Annotated in this window: 16 protein-coding genes; 10 read left to right on the top strand and 6 right to left on the bottom strand. The window is 72.2% G+C overall.

The features are described from left to right. The first annotated feature begins 32 nt into the window (after positions 1-32). Positions 33-530 (top strand): hypothetical protein, encoded by a 498-nt coding sequence (locus ACTWJ9_RS12015; RefSeq protein ID WP_387042777.1) that lies wholly within the window; start codon positions 33-35, stop codon positions 528-530. On the opposite strand, the gene ACTWJ9_RS12010 is transcribed toward ACTWJ9_RS12015, so the two are convergent. The 4 genes from ACTWJ9_RS12010 to ACTWJ9_RS11995 all read right to left on the bottom strand — a co-directional run bounded on the left by ACTWJ9_RS12010 (position 499) and on the right by ACTWJ9_RS11995 (position 3,250). After that, positions 499-1,125, bottom strand: a complete 627-nt coding sequence (locus ACTWJ9_RS12010) for a Maf family protein (protein ID WP_279334255.1) — start codon at positions 1,123-1,125, stop codon at positions 499-501. The genes ACTWJ9_RS12015 and ACTWJ9_RS12010 overlap by 32 nt on opposite strands. A 31-nt stretch (positions 1,126-1,156) precedes the next feature. Next, a complete protein-coding gene (mmpB, locus tag ACTWJ9_RS12005) occupies positions 1,157-1,285 on the bottom strand; it encodes a morphogenic membrane protein MmpB (RefSeq protein ID WP_279334254.1) in 129 nt (42 codons plus the stop codon). A 92-nt stretch (positions 1,286-1,377) separates the two neighbouring features. Continuing rightward, positions 1,378-1,587: an acyl-CoA carboxylase epsilon subunit gene (locus tag ACTWJ9_RS12000; RefSeq protein WP_279334253.1), complete on the bottom strand. Its 210-nt coding sequence runs from the start codon at positions 1,585-1,587 to the stop codon at positions 1,378-1,380. 73 nt (positions 1,588-1,660) lie between these two features. Further along, complete coding sequence (locus ACTWJ9_RS11995; protein WP_279334252.1) at positions 1,661-3,250, bottom strand: acyl-CoA carboxylase subunit beta; 1,590 nt, start codon at positions 3,248-3,250, stop codon at positions 1,661-1,663. Positions 3,251-3,469: 219 nt separating this feature from the next. On the opposite strand from ACTWJ9_RS11995, the gene ACTWJ9_RS11990 reads away from it, so the two are divergent. Together ACTWJ9_RS11990 and ACTWJ9_RS11985 are read left to right on the top strand one after the other, a co-directional pair. Continuing rightward, positions 3,470-4,378: a biotin--[acetyl-CoA-carboxylase] ligase gene (locus tag ACTWJ9_RS11990; protein WP_443295689.1), complete on the top strand. Its 909-nt coding sequence runs from the start codon at positions 3,470-3,472 to the stop codon at positions 4,376-4,378. A gap of 201 nt (positions 4,379-4,579) precedes the next feature. Further along, on the top strand, positions 4,580-5,770 hold the full coding sequence (locus tag ACTWJ9_RS11985) for an adenylate/guanylate cyclase domain-containing protein (RefSeq protein WP_279334250.1): 1,191 nt from the start codon (positions 4,580-4,582) through the stop codon (positions 5,768-5,770). An 81-nt stretch (positions 5,771-5,851) separates the two neighbouring features. Here ACTWJ9_RS11985 and ACTWJ9_RS11980 read toward each other — a convergent pair whose 3' ends face one another. Next, positions 5,852-6,604, bottom strand: a complete 753-nt coding sequence (locus tag ACTWJ9_RS11980; RefSeq protein ID WP_443295688.1) for a hypothetical protein — start codon at positions 6,602-6,604, stop codon at positions 5,852-5,854. Positions 6,605-6,818: 214 nt separating this feature from the next. Here ACTWJ9_RS11980 and ACTWJ9_RS11975 point away from each other — a divergent pair, with 214 nt between their 5' ends. The 3 genes from ACTWJ9_RS11975 (at position 6,819) to hutH (ending at position 10,642) form a co-directional block, all read left to right on the top strand. Continuing rightward, positions 6,819-7,619, top strand: coding sequence for an enoyl-CoA hydratase/isomerase family protein (locus tag ACTWJ9_RS11975; RefSeq protein ID WP_279334248.1), 801 nt, complete (start codon positions 6,819-6,821; stop codon positions 7,617-7,619). Positions 7,620-7,792: 173 nt separating this feature from the next. Next, positions 7,793-8,941: a GGDEF domain-containing protein gene (locus tag ACTWJ9_RS11970; RefSeq protein WP_279334247.1), complete on the top strand. Its 1,149-nt coding sequence runs from the start codon at positions 7,793-7,795 to the stop codon at positions 8,939-8,941. Between the two features lie 81 nt (positions 8,942-9,022). After that, the gene (gene hutH, locus ACTWJ9_RS11965; RefSeq protein ID WP_387040227.1) at positions 9,023-10,642 is read left to right on the top strand and encodes a histidine ammonia-lyase; all 1,620 of its coding nucleotides are present in this window, start codon (positions 9,023-9,025) and stop codon (positions 10,640-10,642) included. A gap of 57 nt (positions 10,643-10,699) precedes the next feature. Here hutH and ACTWJ9_RS11960 read toward each other — a convergent pair whose 3' ends face one another. After that, positions 10,700-11,134 carry a hypothetical protein gene (locus tag ACTWJ9_RS11960; RefSeq protein ID WP_279334245.1) on the bottom strand — a complete coding sequence of 145 codons (435 nt, stop codon included), beginning with the start codon at positions 11,132-11,134 and terminating at the stop codon, positions 10,700-10,702. 108 nt (positions 11,135-11,242) lie between these two features. Here ACTWJ9_RS11960 and ACTWJ9_RS11955 point away from each other — a divergent pair, with 108 nt between their 5' ends. The 4 genes from ACTWJ9_RS11955 (at position 11,243) to ACTWJ9_RS11940 (ending at position 15,616) form a co-directional block, all read left to right on the top strand. Further along, the gene (locus ACTWJ9_RS11955; RefSeq protein ID WP_443295687.1) at positions 11,243-11,629 is read left to right on the top strand and encodes a hypothetical protein; all 387 of its coding nucleotides are present in this window, start codon (positions 11,243-11,245) and stop codon (positions 11,627-11,629) included. A gap of 339 nt (positions 11,630-11,968) precedes the next feature. Then, positions 11,969-13,219 (top strand): L,D-transpeptidase, encoded by a 1,251-nt coding sequence (locus tag ACTWJ9_RS11950; RefSeq protein WP_279337942.1) that lies wholly within the window; start codon positions 11,969-11,971, stop codon positions 13,217-13,219. 154 nt (positions 13,220-13,373) lie between these two features. After that, a complete protein-coding gene (locus ACTWJ9_RS11945; RefSeq protein WP_443295686.1) occupies positions 13,374-14,846 on the top strand; it encodes an ABC transporter permease in 1,473 nt (490 codons plus the stop codon). An 86-nt stretch (positions 14,847-14,932) separates the two neighbouring features. Next, positions 14,933-15,616, top strand: a complete 684-nt coding sequence (locus tag ACTWJ9_RS11940) for an ABC transporter ATP-binding protein (RefSeq protein ID WP_109383279.1) — start codon at positions 14,933-14,935, stop codon at positions 15,614-15,616. The last annotated feature ends 13 nt before the right edge of the window (positions 15,617-15,629 follow it).

Raw genomic sequence — 15,629 nt, 5'->3', positions numbered from 1 at the left:
CCACAGTCGTGCGCGAAAGTGGGTGGGGGCCGGTGGTCCGCAGACCGGTGGCGTGGATCGTGGCGCTCGTGCTCTGCGTCGAGGCGCTCGGCGTCGGGGCGGTGAACTGGTTCCTCGGGGTGGTCGTCGACCGGCAGCACATGTCGCTGGCCGGCCTCGACCCGCACCTGATGTCGGTGTCCTCGAAGGCCGGCGGCATCGTCCTCGGGCTCCACTTCGCGCTGTGCGGCCTCGTCGCGCTGCTGGTCGCCCTGCGCGACCGCGCCCCCGCCGGACCGGGCAGGGCGCTGCTGATCAGCGCCGCCGTGGTGCACGCGCTGCTCGGCGCGCTCGGGTGGGGCCTGGTCGGCCCGCACGCCTTCCTGTACATGGTGGTGGTGCTGGGCCTCGTCGTCCTGCTGCTGATGACGCACGACCACCCGGACGCGCCCGTCGCCCCCGTATCTGCCGCTCCCGTGCCCGCCGGTCTTGCGCCCCGCGGTGCCGACGGGGCCCCGGTCACGCCTCCGGCGGCGCCCACAGCTCCGTGATGCCGACGCCCAGCTCGGCCAGCAGGCGCCGCACCAGCGGCAGGCTGATGCCGATGACGTTCCCGTGGTCGCCGTCGATGCCCTCGATGAACGGGGCCGAGCGGCCGTCCAGGGTGAACGCCCCCGCGACCCGGAGCGGTTCGCCGGACGCGACGTAGGCGGCGATCTCCTCGTCCGTGGGTTCGCCGAAACGGACCACGGTGGACGCGGTGGCGGAGGCGTACCGACTGCCCTCGGCGAGGGTGTCGTAGACGCAGTGGCCGGTCTGCAGGATGCCCGCACGGCCCCGCATCGCCTTCCAGCGAGCGGTGGCCTCCTCGGCGTCGCTCGGCTTGCCGAGGGCCCGGCCGTCCAGTTCGAGCACCGAGTCGCAGCCGATCACCAGTGCGCCCTTGACCTCGGGCTTCGCGGCGACGACGGAGGCCTTCGCCTCGGCGAGGGCGAGTGCCAGTTCGGCAGGGGTGGGCGCGGTGACGGCGTCCTCGTCGACACCGCTGACGACCACCTCGGGGTCGAGTCCGGCCTGGCGGAGCAGCCCGAGCCGGGCGGGGGACTGGGAGGCGAGCACGAGCCGGCGGCGGAGCTGATCTGTCATGCGGTCAGCGTATCGGCGTGGGCCGGATGCCTCACCTCACGCCGATCACGAGCATCGCGAGCACCATGGCCAGCGCCACGAGAACGCCCAGCCGCCGCAGCATGTCCTGGGTGTCCCGCAGTTCCTTGGGCGGCTCGTTCTCGGGGTCGGACCACAGCATGTCCTCCATGCTCCGGCGGCGACCCCCGGGGTGCCTGAGTACGCGTACTCAACTTCCCCGGGCGTCACCGCCGGCCGGTGCGTCGGACGGCCCTACCCGCCCGGCCAGTACGTCCGTGACCAGGCCGTCGGCCCCGGCTGGGGCAGGTGGCGGGCGGCGATGCGGGACGGGTCGGACCAGGAGTCGCGGGGGGCGTCCGCGCCGGACGGCGAGGCGGACGCCGCCGCGGCGCGGACGCGGACCACCGCCAGTGCGGCGGCGAGCTCCTCCGGGGTGGGGTTGCCCCGTACGACCTTGATCACAGCGGCTCCTGGGGGGGCGAGAAGGCGGGCTGGAAGAGGCGGGTTGGAAGAGGGCTGGGGGGGTCGGCGGGGGTCAGAGGGGGATGTTGCCGTGTTTCTTGGGCGGCAGCGTCTCGCGTTTGGTGCGCAGCTGGCGCAGTCCGCGGACCAGGTGGCGGCGGGTCTCGGAGGGCATGATCACCGCGTCCACGTAGCCGCGCTCGGCCGCGGCATAGGGGTTGAGCAGGGCGTCCTCGTACTCCCGCATCAGCTGGGCGCGGGCGGCCTCGGGGTCTTCGGCGCCGGCGATGGTGCGCCGGTGCAGGATGTTGACCGCGCCCTGGGCGCCCATCACCGCGATCTGCGCGGTGGGCCAGGCCAGGTTCAGGTCGGCGCCCAGGTGTTTGGAGCCCATCACGTCGTAGGCGCCGCCGAACGCCTTGCGGGTGATGACCGTGATCAGCGGGACGGTGGCCTCCGCGTAGGCGAAGATCAGTTTGGCGCCGCGGCGGATGATGCCGTCGTGTTCCTGGTCCACCCCGGGCAGGAAGCCGGGCACGTCCACGAAGGTGATCACCGGCAGGTTGAAGGCGTCGCAGGTGCGCACGAAGCGGGCGGCCTTCTCGCTGGCGGTGATGTCCAGGCAGCCGGCCAGCTGCAGCGGCTGGTTGGCGACGATCCCGACGGGGCGGCCCTCGATGCGGCCGTAGCCGGTGAGGATGTTCGGGGCGAACAGCGGCTGGGTCTGGAGGAACTCGCCGTCGTCCAGCACGTGCTCGATGACGGTGTGCATGTCGTAGGGCTGGTTGGCGGAGTCCGGGACCAGGACGTCCAGTTCCCGGTCGGTGCCGGTCAGCTCCAGGTCGGCTTCCTGGGGGAAGGCGGGCGCCTCGGCGAGGTTGTTGGAGGGCAGGTAGGACAGCAGCTGCTGGACGTACTCGATGGCGTCCTTCTCGTCGCCGGCCAGGTGGTGGGCCACCCCGGAGGCGGTGTTGTGGGTGCGGGCGCCGCCCAGCTCCTCGAAGCCGACGTCCTCGCCGGTGACCGTCTTGATCACGTCCGGTCCGGTGATGAACATGTGCGACGTCCGGTCGACCATGACGGTGAAGTCGGTGATCGCCGGGGAGTAGACCGCGCCGCCCGCGCACGGGCCCAGGACCAGGGAGATCTGCGGGATCACGCCGGAGGCGTGGGTGTTGCGGCGGAAGATCTCGCCGTAGGCGCCCAGTGAGGCCACGCCCTCCTGGATGCGGGCGCCGCCGGAGTCGTTGATGCCGATGACGGGGCAGCCGGTCTTCAGGGCGAAGTCCATCACCTTGACGATCTTCTGGCCGTAGACCTCGCCCAGGGCGCCGCCGAAGACGGTGAAGTCCTGGGAGAAGACGGCGACGGGGCGGCCGTCGACGGTGCCGTAGCCGGTGATGACGCCGTCGCCGTAGGGGCGGTTGGTCTCCAGGCCGAAGCCGGTGGAGCGGTGCCGGGCGAACTCGTCCAGCTCCACGAAGGAGTCCTCGTCCAGCAGCAGGGCGATCCGTTCCCGGGCGGTCAGTTTGCCCTTGGCGTGCTGTTTCTCCACCGCGCGCTGCGAGCCGGCGTGCGTGGCCTGGTCGATACGTTGTTGCAGGTCCGCGAGCTTCCCCGCGGTCGTACGCATGTCAGGCTGCTGCTCTTCCGGCTCGGACATCGGGATGCGGCTCCCTGCCTGCTCATAAGGCCCATAAGGGGGGACGGTTACTCATCCGTAGCGTAGTGCGGGCTCCCGGGGTCGGCAGTGCGGTCTATCCCACACGCCGGGCCTCTTCCCAGACCGGAGAACGCGATTCCGTGCCGGCGGTCGCAGGCCGGCGGACGACGGGTCCGCCCGCGCTGCGGGAGGAAGACCGCCGAACCTAGGGTTGCCCGCATGACTCAGTCACCTGATGACGAAGGTACGCCCGGCGGGCAGCGTCCGCCGCGGCCGGAGCGGTCGCAGCGCTGGTCCGACCTCGACCGCCCCCCGCTGAACGCCGCCGGCCTGCGCAGGGGGCTGGTGCGCGCCGGCGGGCTGTGGCGGCAGGTCGACGTGGTGCAGCGCACCGGCTCCACCAACTCCGATCTGGTGGCCCGTACCGCCGCGGGGAAGGCGGAGGAGGGGACCGTCCTCGTCGCCGAGGAGCAGACCGCCGCGCGGGGCCGCCTGGACCGGCACTGGACGGCCCCGGCCCGCTCCGGACTCTCCTTCTCCGTGCTGCTCCGGCCCACCGAGGTGCCCGTGGCCCGCTGGGGCTGGCTGACGCTGCTCACCGGCGTCGCGGTGGCGACCGGACTGTCCCGGACGGCGGGCGTCGACACCGCCCTGAAGTGGCCCAACGACCTGCTCGTCACCGTCGGCGGCGAGGAGCGCAAGGCCGGCGGCATCCTCGCGGAGCTGGCCGGTGCCGACGGGGTGGTGATCGGCGTCGGCATCAACGTCAGCCTGCGCGCCGACGAGCTGCCGGTGCCCACCGCCGGGTCGCTGGCGCTGGCGGGCGCGGTGAACACCGACCGGGACCCGCTGCTGCGCGGGGTGCTGCGGTCGCTGGAGGAGTGGTACGGGCGCTGGCGGGCCGCGGGCGGCGATCCGGCGGTGAGCGGCCTGCAGGAGACGTACGCCGCGGGGTGCGCGACGCTCGGGCGGACGGTGCGGGCCGAGCTGCCGGGGGGCAGGGCGCTGGTGGGCGAGGCGGTCGCGGTCGACGGGGACGGGCGGCTGGTGCTGGCGACGGAGGCCGGGGTGCAGGAACCGGTGGGAGCGGGGGACATCGTGCACGTGCGCCCCGTCGAGGGCGGGTGACGGGGTCCGGGGCGGGCCCGGGCGGGGGCGCGGTGGGCGCACGCGGATGCGGATGCGGGTGCCCACGGTGGGTACACCGATGACGAATGCGCCGGTCGTGCCACCTGTCGAGCCGACCGGGCGGAGTGAGCTGGCGCACACCTGCCGTAGAGTTGAGGGCGGTCGATACATGGCCGTGGCAGATCGGAAGGGCAGCAACGCGTGACCGTCGACGACTCGGGCTCCGGTACGGAAGCGCAGGGCCGCGCGGAGCCTCCCCAGCCCTCGAGTCCTCCTGATCGGGAGGAGTCCCCTGATCGGAGGAGCCGACGGGGGGACGACTCCCGTTCCGCCGACAACGGCGAGGACCCGCTCGCTCTGCGTCTCGAACAGCTCATCCTGGGCGCCGAGCGCCGTTACACCCCTTTTCAGGCGGCGCGCAGCGCCAGCGTCACCGTGGAAACGGCCACGCGCTTCTGGCGGGCCATGGGATTCGCGGACGTAGGACAGGCCAAGGCGCTGACCGAGGCCGACGTCCTGGCCCTGCGCCGGCTGGCCGGTCTGGTGGAGGCGGGGCTGCTCAGCGAGGCCATGGCCGTGCAGGTGGCGCGGTCCACGGGACAGACCACCGCGCGACTGGCCGAGTGGCAGATCGACTCCTTCCTGGAAGGGCTGACCGAGCCGCCCGAGCTGGGCATGACCCGCACCGAGGTCACGTATCCCATCATCGAGCTGCTCCTGCCCGAGCTGGAGGAGTTCCTCGTCTACGTCTGGCGGCGGCAACTCGCCGCCTCGGCCGGGCGGGTGCTCCAGGCGGCAGACGACGAGGAGATGGTGGACCGGCGGCTCGCCGTCGCGTTCGCGGACCTCGTCGGGTTCACCCGGCTCACCCGGCGGATGGAGGAGGAGGAACTCGGCGAGCTCGTCGAGGCCTTCGAGACGACCGCCGCCGACCTGGTGGCCGCGCGCGGCGGGCGGCTCATCAAGACCCTCGGCGACGAGGTGCTCTACGCCGCCGACGACGCGGGGACGGCCGCGGAGATCGCCATGCTGCTGATCGAGACGATGGCGAACGACGAGACGATGCCTGAGCTGCGGGTCGGCATGGCCTTCGGCACCGTCACCACCCGGATGGGTGATGTCTTCGGTACGACGGTGAACCTCGCCTCCCGGCTCACCTCGATAGCTCCTCGTGACGGCGTGCTCATCGACACCGCGTTCGCCGAGGAGCTGATCCGCACCGAAGACGCCCCCGCCTCCGAGGCGGCCGCTGCCGAGGCGGCGGCCTCGGCGGAGAAGGAGGGCGAGAAGCCTCCGGCGTACCGCTTCGCGCTGCAGCCGATGTATCAGCGGCCGGTGCGTGGTCTGGGCGTGGTGGAACCCTGGCTGCTCACCCGCCGGGACGGCTCCTGACGCTTCCTGCCGGCCGCCCCGGCCGGTCCTGCCTGTTCAACCGGTCCTGTCTGTTCGACCTGTCCTGCCTGTTCGGTCTGTTCAGCCGCTGAGAGCCAGGTCGGCGTCGACGCACAGGCCGATGATCGGTACGCAGAGGAGAGGGCCGTCGTCCGTTTGGCCCGGCCGGTCCGCCGGCGGGGGTGGTGGTGTCTGCCGGTCCGGTGGCGGCTTCGGTTTCGGGTGTGGTGGCTTCGGCTGAGACGGTGTGCCGCCCGGAGGGCCCGGTGGGGGCCCGCCCGGTGCGGCGTCGACGGGGGGCGGCGCTCCGGGGGCGTTCGGCCCGTTCGGAGTACTCGGTGCGTTCGGTGCGTTCGGTGCGGCCGGGGTCGGGGCGGTGAGGGCCGGTGTCGTGGCGGTCGGTGCGGCGGCTCTGCCCGCCGGAGCGGACGGTGCGAGCGGTGAGCCGCTCGCACCACCCAGGACGGTGGGCGAGGAAGGGCTCGCCTCCGGGGCGGGGGATGCCGGACCCGCGGTGGGGGCGCCGGCGGTGCTGTCGGAACCGTCGGCGTCGGCCGGGCCGGGGCTTGCGGCATTCGCGGTGTCCGGGACCGGGCGGGGGCCGGCCTCGGCTCCGATGTCCCCGGGGCCGGGGTCGGACGCCAGGCGTACGAGGCTCAGGGCGCCGATCGCCAGGGTCAGACCGCCGACGGCCAGCAGCAGCTTCCGGGGGCGCGGTCTGCGGTGCCGGCCCCGGATGCGCGCGCTGAAGAGGGCGAATCCGGTGTGTGCCGGTGCCCGGTCGGCCGCGTCCGGTGCGGTGGGCTGTGGCCTGGTCGGCGTGTTCGTCGTCATGCGATTCCTCCCCCTGCGGACGCGCCCCCAACGCGCCGCGGTGCTGCGCACGTTATGCGTTCCGGCCCGGGTCCGGGCCGGAGCGGGCGGGATATCACTCGAACGGGTGGACGGGGGGTGAGGAGGGAACTGGACGTACGCCCTTTTGCCGGGTGGGTTCCGGCTGCGATGATCGGGGGCGACGGATGTTAACCCGCGTTAACCGGAGGGTGTCATGAGTGAGGAACGGTTCGGGGAGTTCGTGCTGGTGCGGCGGCATGAGCAGGGGCATGTCGCGGAGCTCGTCCTCGACCGGCCCAAGGCCATGAACGCGGTCTCGACCGAGATGGCCCGGTCCGTCGCCGGAGCCTGCGCGGAGCTGGGGGGAGACCCGGAGGTGCGGGCGGTGGTGCTGACCTCGTCGCACGAACGGGCCTTCTGCGTCGGGGCCGACCTGAAGGAGCGCAATTCCTTCAGTGACGCCGATCTGGTCCGTCAGCGGCCGGTGGCGCGCGGGGCCTACACCGGTGTGCTGGAGCTGCCGGTGCCGACCGTGGCGGCGGTGCACGGGTTCGCGCTGGGGGGCGGTTTCGAGCTGGCCCTGTCCTGCGATGTGATCGTGGCCGACCGCACCGCCGTGCTGGGACTGCCCGAGGTGTCCGTCGGGGTGATTCCGGGCGGCGGCGGCACGCAGTTGCTGCCCAGGCGGGTGGGGGCGGCCCGGGCCGCCGAGCTGATCTTCACGGCGCGTCGGGTGGAGGCCGCCGAAGCCCGTGAACTGGGCCTCGTCGACGAGTTGGTGGAGGCGGGGCGGGACCGGGAGGCGGCGCTGGCCATGGCCGCCCGGATCGCCGCGAACTCACCGGTGGGCCTGCGGGCCGCCAAGCGGGCACTGCGTCTGGGGCAGGGGCTGGATCTGCCCGCCGGGCTCGAGGTGGAGGACGCCGCCTGGCGGTCGGTGGCGTTCTCGGGCGACCGCGCGGAGGGCGTCGCCGCCTTCAACGAGAAGCGCAAGCCGAACTGGCCGGGGCGGTGACGGGCGTCAGGGCGGTGACGGTCCGGCAACGGGCGGGCGACGAGCGGCGGGCGGGCGGTGGTGGACGGGCGGTGGTGGGCGGAGCCCCGCCCACCTGCGGCGACTCGCCTCGGCGGCTCCCCATTCGCTCCGTAAATCTCCCGATTAGTGCGGAACGTCCCTAGCCTGGAGGGATGGGTGAGGACAGCCGGCTGGCGGCCGTGGTGGCACTGGCGCAGGGCATGGCCGCCGTGCAGGGCTCGCAGGAGGTCTGGCGGGCCGCGGCCCTCGGAGCCTGCCGGGCGCTCGGCGGGGGTTTCGCCGCGCTGTCCGTGTGGGAGCGGGAGCTGGGGCGGCTGCGGGTCCTGGTGAACGTCGGCGAGCTGGCACCGGGCGAGGAGGAGTTCCCGGAGGGCGAGGCCTATCCCGTGCACCAGTTCGCCGAGATCGCCGAGTTCCTGCACGAGCGGTGGGCCGGTGGCGGCGAGCCCGACGCCTGGGTGGAGACCGCCGAGGGGTCGGCGGAGGCAAGTCCCGGCGCCTGTCATCAGCGGGTCGCGGCTCTGCGGCGGCGCGGGCGCGGCTGCTGCGTGGTCGCCCCGATCGTGCTGCACGGGAGGGCGTGGGGGGAGCTGTACGTGGCCCGGCCGGTGGGGGCGCCCGTCTTCGGGCGCGGTGACGCCGACTTCGCGATGGTGCTGGCCGCCGTCGTCGCCGCCGGGCTCGCGCAGAGCGAGCGGCTGGAGGAGGCGCAGCGGCTGGCGTACACGGACGCGCTCACCGGGCTCGCCAACCGTCGGGCGGTGGACGTGCGCCTCGACGAGGCGATCGAGCGGCATCGCGAGGACGGGGCGGTGGTCAGCCTCGTCGTGTGCGATGTCAACGGGCTCAAGCGGGTCAACGACACGCAGGGGCACGCCGTCGGTGACCGGCTGCTGGAGCGGTTCGGGAGCGTGCTGTCCCTGTGCGGGGCCATGCTGCCGGGAGCACTGGCGGCGCGGCTCGGCGGGGACGAGTTCTGTCTGCTGGTGGTGGGGCCGTCCGCCGGAGAGGTCGTCAAGGTGGCCGACGAAGTGTGCCGCCGTGCGGTGGAGTCGGGGATCGGGGACGGGGTGGCCTGCGGGGTGGCCTCCACCGGCGACCCCATCGGGCCGGTGCTCTCCGCCCGGCGGCTCTTCCGGCTGGCCGACGCGGCGCAGTACCGCGCCAAGGCCGAGCGGGCCACCCGTCCCGTCGTCGCCGGGCGTGCGGGACCGGGCGACCCGGTCGTACGGCTGGCGGACGAGCCCGCGCGGAACGCGGACGGAGAGCGCCGCCGTTTCCGGGGCCGGCACTCGCCTTAGGCGTACTGAACCTGTAAGGGGTGAGCGCGGGTTCCAGTGATGACATCATCGAATTCACTGCGTACTCTCCTGAATATGGATATGCACACTGTGGTGAACGGGGAAGGCGCGCGGCACGGCCTGGGAAGGGTGGTGCTGGGAGACGGGCGGGCGTCCGCGGTGACCGCGTCCGACGTGCTCGCCGTGGCACGTGGCGGTGCCCGTGTCGAGCTCTCCGGCGAGGCGCTGGCCGCCCTCGCCGCGTCCCGCGGGATCGTGGACGCCCTGGCCGCCGAGCCGGACCCCGTGTACGGGGTGAGCACCGGCTTCGGTGCCCTGGCGACCCGGTACATCGGCCCGGAACTGCGCGGGCGGCTGCAGCGCAACATCGTCCGCTCGCACGCCGCCGGCATGGGCCCCCGCGTCGAGCGGGAGGTCGTGCGCGCCCTGATGTTCCTGCGGCTGAAGACCCTCTGCTCCGGGCACACCGGCGTACGCCCCGAGGTCGCGCAGACCATGGCCGACGTGCTGAACGCCGGGATCACCCCGGTCGTGCACGAGTACGGCTCGCTCGGCTGCTCCGGTGACCTGGCCCCGCTGTCCCACTGCGCCCTCGCGCTGATGGGCGAGGGGGAGGCCGAGGGGCCCGACGGGACCCTGCGCCCCGCCGGTGAACTGCTCGCCGCGCACGGGATCCGGCCTCTCGAACTGCGCGAGAAGGAAGGGCTGGCCCTCCTCAACGGCACCGACGGCATGCTCGGCATGCTCGTCATGGCCCTCGCCGACCTCGACGTCCTGTACCGGTCCGCCGACGTCACGGCCGCCCTGAGCCTGGAGGCACTGCTCGGCACCGACAAGGTGCTCGCCCCCGAACTGCACGCCCTTCGCCCGCACCCGGGCCAGGCCGCCAGCGCCGCCAACATGCTGGCCGTACTCGCCGGTTCGGGGATGACGGGGCATCACCAGGACGACGCCCCGCGGGTCCAGGACGCCTACTCCGTGCGCTGCGCCCCGCAGGTCGCGGGCGCCGGACGGGACACCATCGCCCACGCCCGGCTGGTCGCCGAGCGCGAACTCGCCGCCGCCGTCGACAATCCGGTGGTGCTGCCCGCGGACACCGGACCGGGGGCGTCCGGCTCCGGGGGAGGGCGCGTCGAGTCCAACGGCAACTTCCACGGCGCCCCGGTGGCGTACGTGCTGGACTTCCTCGCCATCGCCGTCGCCGACCTCGGCTCCATCGCCGAGCGCCGCACCGACCGGCTGCTGGACAAGAACCGCAGTCACGGACTGCCGCCGTTCCTCGCCGACGACGCCGGTGTCGACTCGGGTCTGATGATCGCTCAGTACACGCAGGCCGCGCTGGTGAGCGAGCTGAAGCGGCTCGCCGTACCGGCGTCGGCGGACTCGATCCCGTCCTCCGCGATGCAGGAGGACCACGTCTCCATGGGCTGGTCGGCCGCGCGCAAGCTGCGGACCTCCGTCGACAACCTCACCCGGGTCATCGCGGTGGAGCTGTACGCCGCCGCGCGTGCCGTCGAACTGCGCGAGGGGCTGAGGCCGGCGCCCGCGACCCGGGCCGTCGTCGAGGCCGCGCGGAAGGCGGGCGTGGGCGGTCCCGGCCCGGACCGTCATCTCGCACCCGACCTCGCCGCGGCGGAGGCGTTCGTGCGCGACGGCCGGCTGCTGGCGGCGGTGGAAGAGGTCACCGGCCCGCTGCGGTGAGGTTCACAGGGGGCGGGGCGCCGGAGGCGGGCTCATCTCGGTGAACGGCCAAGGGAGTCAGAAGTCCAGGCGCTCCCGGCGCACCGAGTAGGCGACGAAGCCCGCGCCGAGGGTGAGGCAGGCGGTGCCGCCGAGGATGTACGGCGTGCTGTCGAAGCTGCCGGTGGCGGCGAGTCTGACCTGCCCGTCGGCGGCGTCGACACCCCCTGAGGACGCCGAAGACGCCGCCGACACGGACGACACCTCCGTTGCCGGCGAGACCTCCGTCGCGGACGGCGCTGACACCGCGGACGGAGCCGCAGTCGTCGGCGCTATGGACGAGGTGCTGGACAGGACCCTCGCCTGCTCCGTGACCTGCGGAGACGGGCTTGTCGAGGGCGTACCTCCCGCCGGGAGGTCGGAGGTCGCGTTGGCGGACGGGACGAACCACAGGGCGCACAGCAGGGTGCCCGCGGCGGTGGCGGTCAGCAACGGACGGAGAGCGGATGACACGGAATATCGATCCCCTTGTGGCGCTGGCTAATTGGCCGTGTGGGCTGATGTTAGTGAAAGTCGCGGGTCACGGGAAAGTCACGGGTCCCGGAGCCGTACGCTCCGGGCATGAGCACTCCAGAGACGTCACGGTTTGTGAGGCTTCGCGTCGACCTCGTCCTCCAGGTCGACGACGAGAAAGCGGTGACCAGCGCCGCGCTGGCGAGGATCGCGGACGACGGCGACATGACGGACGACGAACGGCTGCCCGCCCGGAACACGGTGAACGAGGACGCGGCCGAGGCCCTCGCGTATCTCGTCGACCCCTTCAACCTGGTCGGCGACGTGCCGGGGGTGGAACTCCAGCAGGCCTCGTGGAGCAGCGAGCAGATCGACTACGACCCGGACTCGCCGGAGTGGGACCTCGGCGAGGGTGACGGCTACGAGCTTTACGACGTGTCAGACAAAAGCGATGACAGGGGCGAACAGGATGATGCGGGTAACTCGGGCAATTAGGATAAAACGCATGATGGTGATTAAGCGGTGGAATGGGGGGAGTTGGTCGGCGGGGGCGGTCCGGAAAAGGTGAGTCGCGCCAGGTCGACGTGACTGGACGAGGCGATGTGGGGGAAATCGTGACCTCGGGCGGCAACCGCGGCCCGGGGTCATGTCGTCTTGGTCGGGGCACGGGTTGAAACCCCGCCCGGCCGCGCTGGACGTGGTGCGCCCCACATTCGTGCCCCATGGGGAACGGGACCCACCGGTCGTAGCGTTGAAGTGATTGACGGGGACTCCCGGCTTCGGGCGCGGGAAACCGCGGGGTTCGGGGAAGCGGCGATGATGGAGAAGCGTGTGATGACGGACGGTAAGCGGCGCAGGGGTCTGATGGCTGCGTCCGCTCTGCTCGGTGGAGTGATGGTGCTCTCGGCATGCTCCGGCGGCGACACCGCCTCCGATGGGGACGGAGGCAAGGGCGGGTCGCAGGCCCAGGTCGACGAGGCGGCGGCCAAGAAGACCTCCGAGGCCCAGATCAAGATCACGCCGAAGGACGGCTCGAGCGGCGCCTCCATCAACAACTCCGCCACGGTGGCCGTGTCCAAGGGCACCCTCACCGAGGTGAAGATGACGACCACCGACGGCACCGCCGTCGAGGGCGAGATATCTGCCGACAAGAAGAGCTGGAAGCCCAGCGGCCAGCTGGAGCGCGCCACCACCTACAAGCTGTCGGTCAGCGCGGAGGACTCCGAGGGCCGCGCCGCCCACGAGAACGCGTCGTTCACCACGGTCGCCCCGGACAACAGCTTCATCGGCACCTTCACCCCGGACGACGGCTCGACCGTGGGCGTCGGCATGCCGGTGTCGATCAACTTCGACAAGGCGATCACCAACAAGGCCGAGGTCCAGAAGGGCATCACCGTCTCCAGCACCAGTGGTCAGGAGGTCGCCTGTCACTGGTTCAACGCCAACCGGATGGACTGCCGTCCCGAGGACTACTGGCAGGAGGACTCCACCGTCACCCTGAAGCTGGCGCTCGACGGCGTCGAGGGTGCCGAGGGTGTCTACGGCGTCCAGCAGAAGACGGTCAACTTCAAGATCGGCCGCAACCAGGTCTCGATCGTCGACGCCGCCACCAAGCAGATGAAGGTCACGCAGGACGGCAAGACCGTCCGGACCATCCCGATCTCCGCCGGGTCCCCCGAGAACAAGACGTGGGAGGGCCAGATGGTCGTCTCCGAGAAGTTCAAGGAGACCCGGATGGACGGCGCGACCGTCGGCTTCACCGACGACGACGGCAAGGGCGAGTACGACATCAAGGACGTGCCGCACGCCATGCGGCTGAGCAACTCCGGCACCTTCCTCCACGGCAACTACTGGGGCGCCAAGTCCATCTTCGGCAGTGCCAACACCAGCCACGGCTGCATCGGCCTGTCCGACACCCAGGGCGCGGGCGACCCGAACACGCCGGGCGCCTGGTTCTACGACAACTCCATCGTCGGTGACGTGGTCGTCGTGAAGAACACCGGTGACAAGACCATCGCCCCGGACAACGGCCTCAACGGCTGGAACATGGACTGGGCCCAGTGGAAGGCGGGTTCGGCGGTCTGACACCGGCCGCCCGGCGCAGCCCGCTCCACCTGGACGACGCCGCCGCCCGCCCCCGAGGGGGCGGGCGGCGGCATCGTCGTTTTCATGGGGTCTTCTCATCCGGCTCTCAGCGCGGACTCAACAGTTCATCAGGGACCGTCCCTAGCGTGCCGTCATGTTCTTCACCTACCTGAGGCGCGAACTGCGCCGCCGCAGAAAGGCGGCCCTCGTCGTCGCCTCCGGTCTCGCACTCGGCATCGCGCTGGTCATCGTGGTCAACTCCGTGTCCGCGGGCATGGGCAAGGCGCAGGAGAAGGTCCTGCAGTCGCTGTACGGACTGGGCACGGACATGACGGTCACCAAGGCCGCCGAGGCCTCGGCGGCCCAGGAACGGCCACGCTTCCGTTTCGACGCCCAGGAGGACGGTTCCGGCGAGGAGCAGAGCACCGACCACGTCATGGTGCAGGGCTTCCAGACCCTGGCGAGCTCCACCGTGGGCGAGGTCGGCGAACAGAGCGGTGTCGCCGACGCGGTGGGCGGTCTGAGCCTCCAGGTCGTCAAAGTCAGCGGCGAGTTCACCCGCGGACGCTTCCAGCAGGACGGCGGCCAGGACGGCCGGAGCGGTCAGAAGGGAGGGCCGGGCGGAGCCCAGCCGGCTCCCGAGGGGCGCGTGCAGGGCGGCGGCGCCGACTTCGACGTCAACAGCTACTCCGTCTACGGCACCGACGTCACCGAACCGGAACTCGGCCCGTTGACCTCCTCCCGGATCACCAGCGGCCGTACCTTCAAGGCGAGCGAGACCGACGCGAAGGTGGCCGTCGTCGACTCCGCCCACGCCAAGGAGAAGAAGCTCGAGACCGGTGACACGGTCACGGTCAAGGGCACCAAGTACAAGATCATCGGTATCGCCACCGCCGACAGCGGGGACGCCGCCGCCCACCTCTACATCCCGCTGAAGCAGGCTCAGGAACTCGCCGACGCCAAGGGCAAGGTCACCACGATCTACGTCAGGGCGACCGACTCCCAGCAGCTCGACGCCGTCAAGTCGGGCATCCAGAAGAACGTCGCGGGGACGACGGTCACCACCTCCGCCGACCTCGCGGACACCGTCTCCGGCTCGCTGTCCACCGCCTCCTCCCTCGCCACCGGCGTCGGCAAGTGGCTGTCGGTCGCGGTGCTCGCGGCCGCGTTCCTCGTCGCCGGACTGCTCACCTCCTCGGCGGTCTCCCGCCGGGTGCGCGAGTTCGGCACGCTGAAGGCGCTGGGCTGGACGTCGGGCCGGGTGACCCGGCAGGTGGTCGGCGAGGCCGTCGTGCACGGCCTGGTCGGCGGGGCCCTCGGCATCGCGCTCGGGCTGGCGGGCGCGTACGCCGTCACCGCGGTCAGCCCCACCCTGCAGGCCCAGCTCGGCGGCGGAGGCGGCGGCGCGGGCGGCCCCGCCGGCGGTCCCGGCGGTGGTGGCATGGCCGGTCCCGTACGGCAGGCGGCCACCAAGACCCTCGACGTCGCCCTCACCGCGCCGGTCAGCCTCATCACCATCGCCCTCGCGGTCGGCCTCGCGGTGGCCGGCGGTCTCGTCGCCGGTGCCTTCGGCGGCTGGCGCGCCTCCCGCCTCCGGCCCGCGGACGCGCTGCGCCGCGTCGCATAGCACCCGCCCGGCGCCCGTCCGGGGCAGGCCCGGCGCAGGTCCGGGGCCCTCACGCCCGTAAGCACTCCAGGAGTTGACCCACACCCATGTACGAACTCAGAGGCGTCACCCGGCGCTACACCCGCGGCAGGGAAACCGTCCACGCCCTCGACGGCGTCGATCTGACGATCCCCGACGGAGACCGGCTCGTCATCCAGGGACCCACCGGCGGCGGCAAGTCCACGCTGCTGCAGATGCTCGGCGGCCTCGACCGGCCCAGCTCCGGCGAGGTCGTCCTCGACGGCACCGACCTCGCCACCCTGCCCGAGGCCCGGCTCACCCGGGTGCGCAGCGAGAACATCGGCTTCGTCTTCCAGTCCTTCAACCTGATCCCGACCCTCACCGCGCAGGAGAACGTCGAGACCGCCCTCGTACCGCTCGGGGTGCGGGCCAAGGAGCGGCGGGAGAAGGCCGCCGAGGCGCTGGCGTCGGTCGGGCTCGGCGAACGGCTCGGGCATCTGCCCGCCGAGATGTCCGGCGGGCAGCAGCAGCGGGTGGCCATCGCGCGGGCGCTGGTGAAGGAGCCGAAGGTGCTGCTCGCCGACGAACCCACCGGAAACCTCGACGAGTCGATGCGCGACGAGATCATGGACGTGCTGATCCGCATGTGGAAGGAGCTGGGGCTCACCTTCGTCATGGTCACCCACGACTCGTCCCTGGCGAAACGGGCACCGCGGGTGGCGACCATCCGCAAGGGCCGCATCACGGTGAAGGAGAACCCGGCCGCCTGACCGGGCACGCGGA

This window comes from Streptomyces sp. GDS52 (assembly GCF_052246875.1).
In the GTDB taxonomy this organism is placed as follows: domain Bacteria; phylum Actinomycetota; class Actinomycetes; order Streptomycetales; family Streptomycetaceae; genus Streptomyces; species Streptomyces cathayae.
The sequence above is the reverse complement of the archived record's forward strand: the minus strand, read 5'-3'. Positions and strand labels throughout refer to the sequence as shown.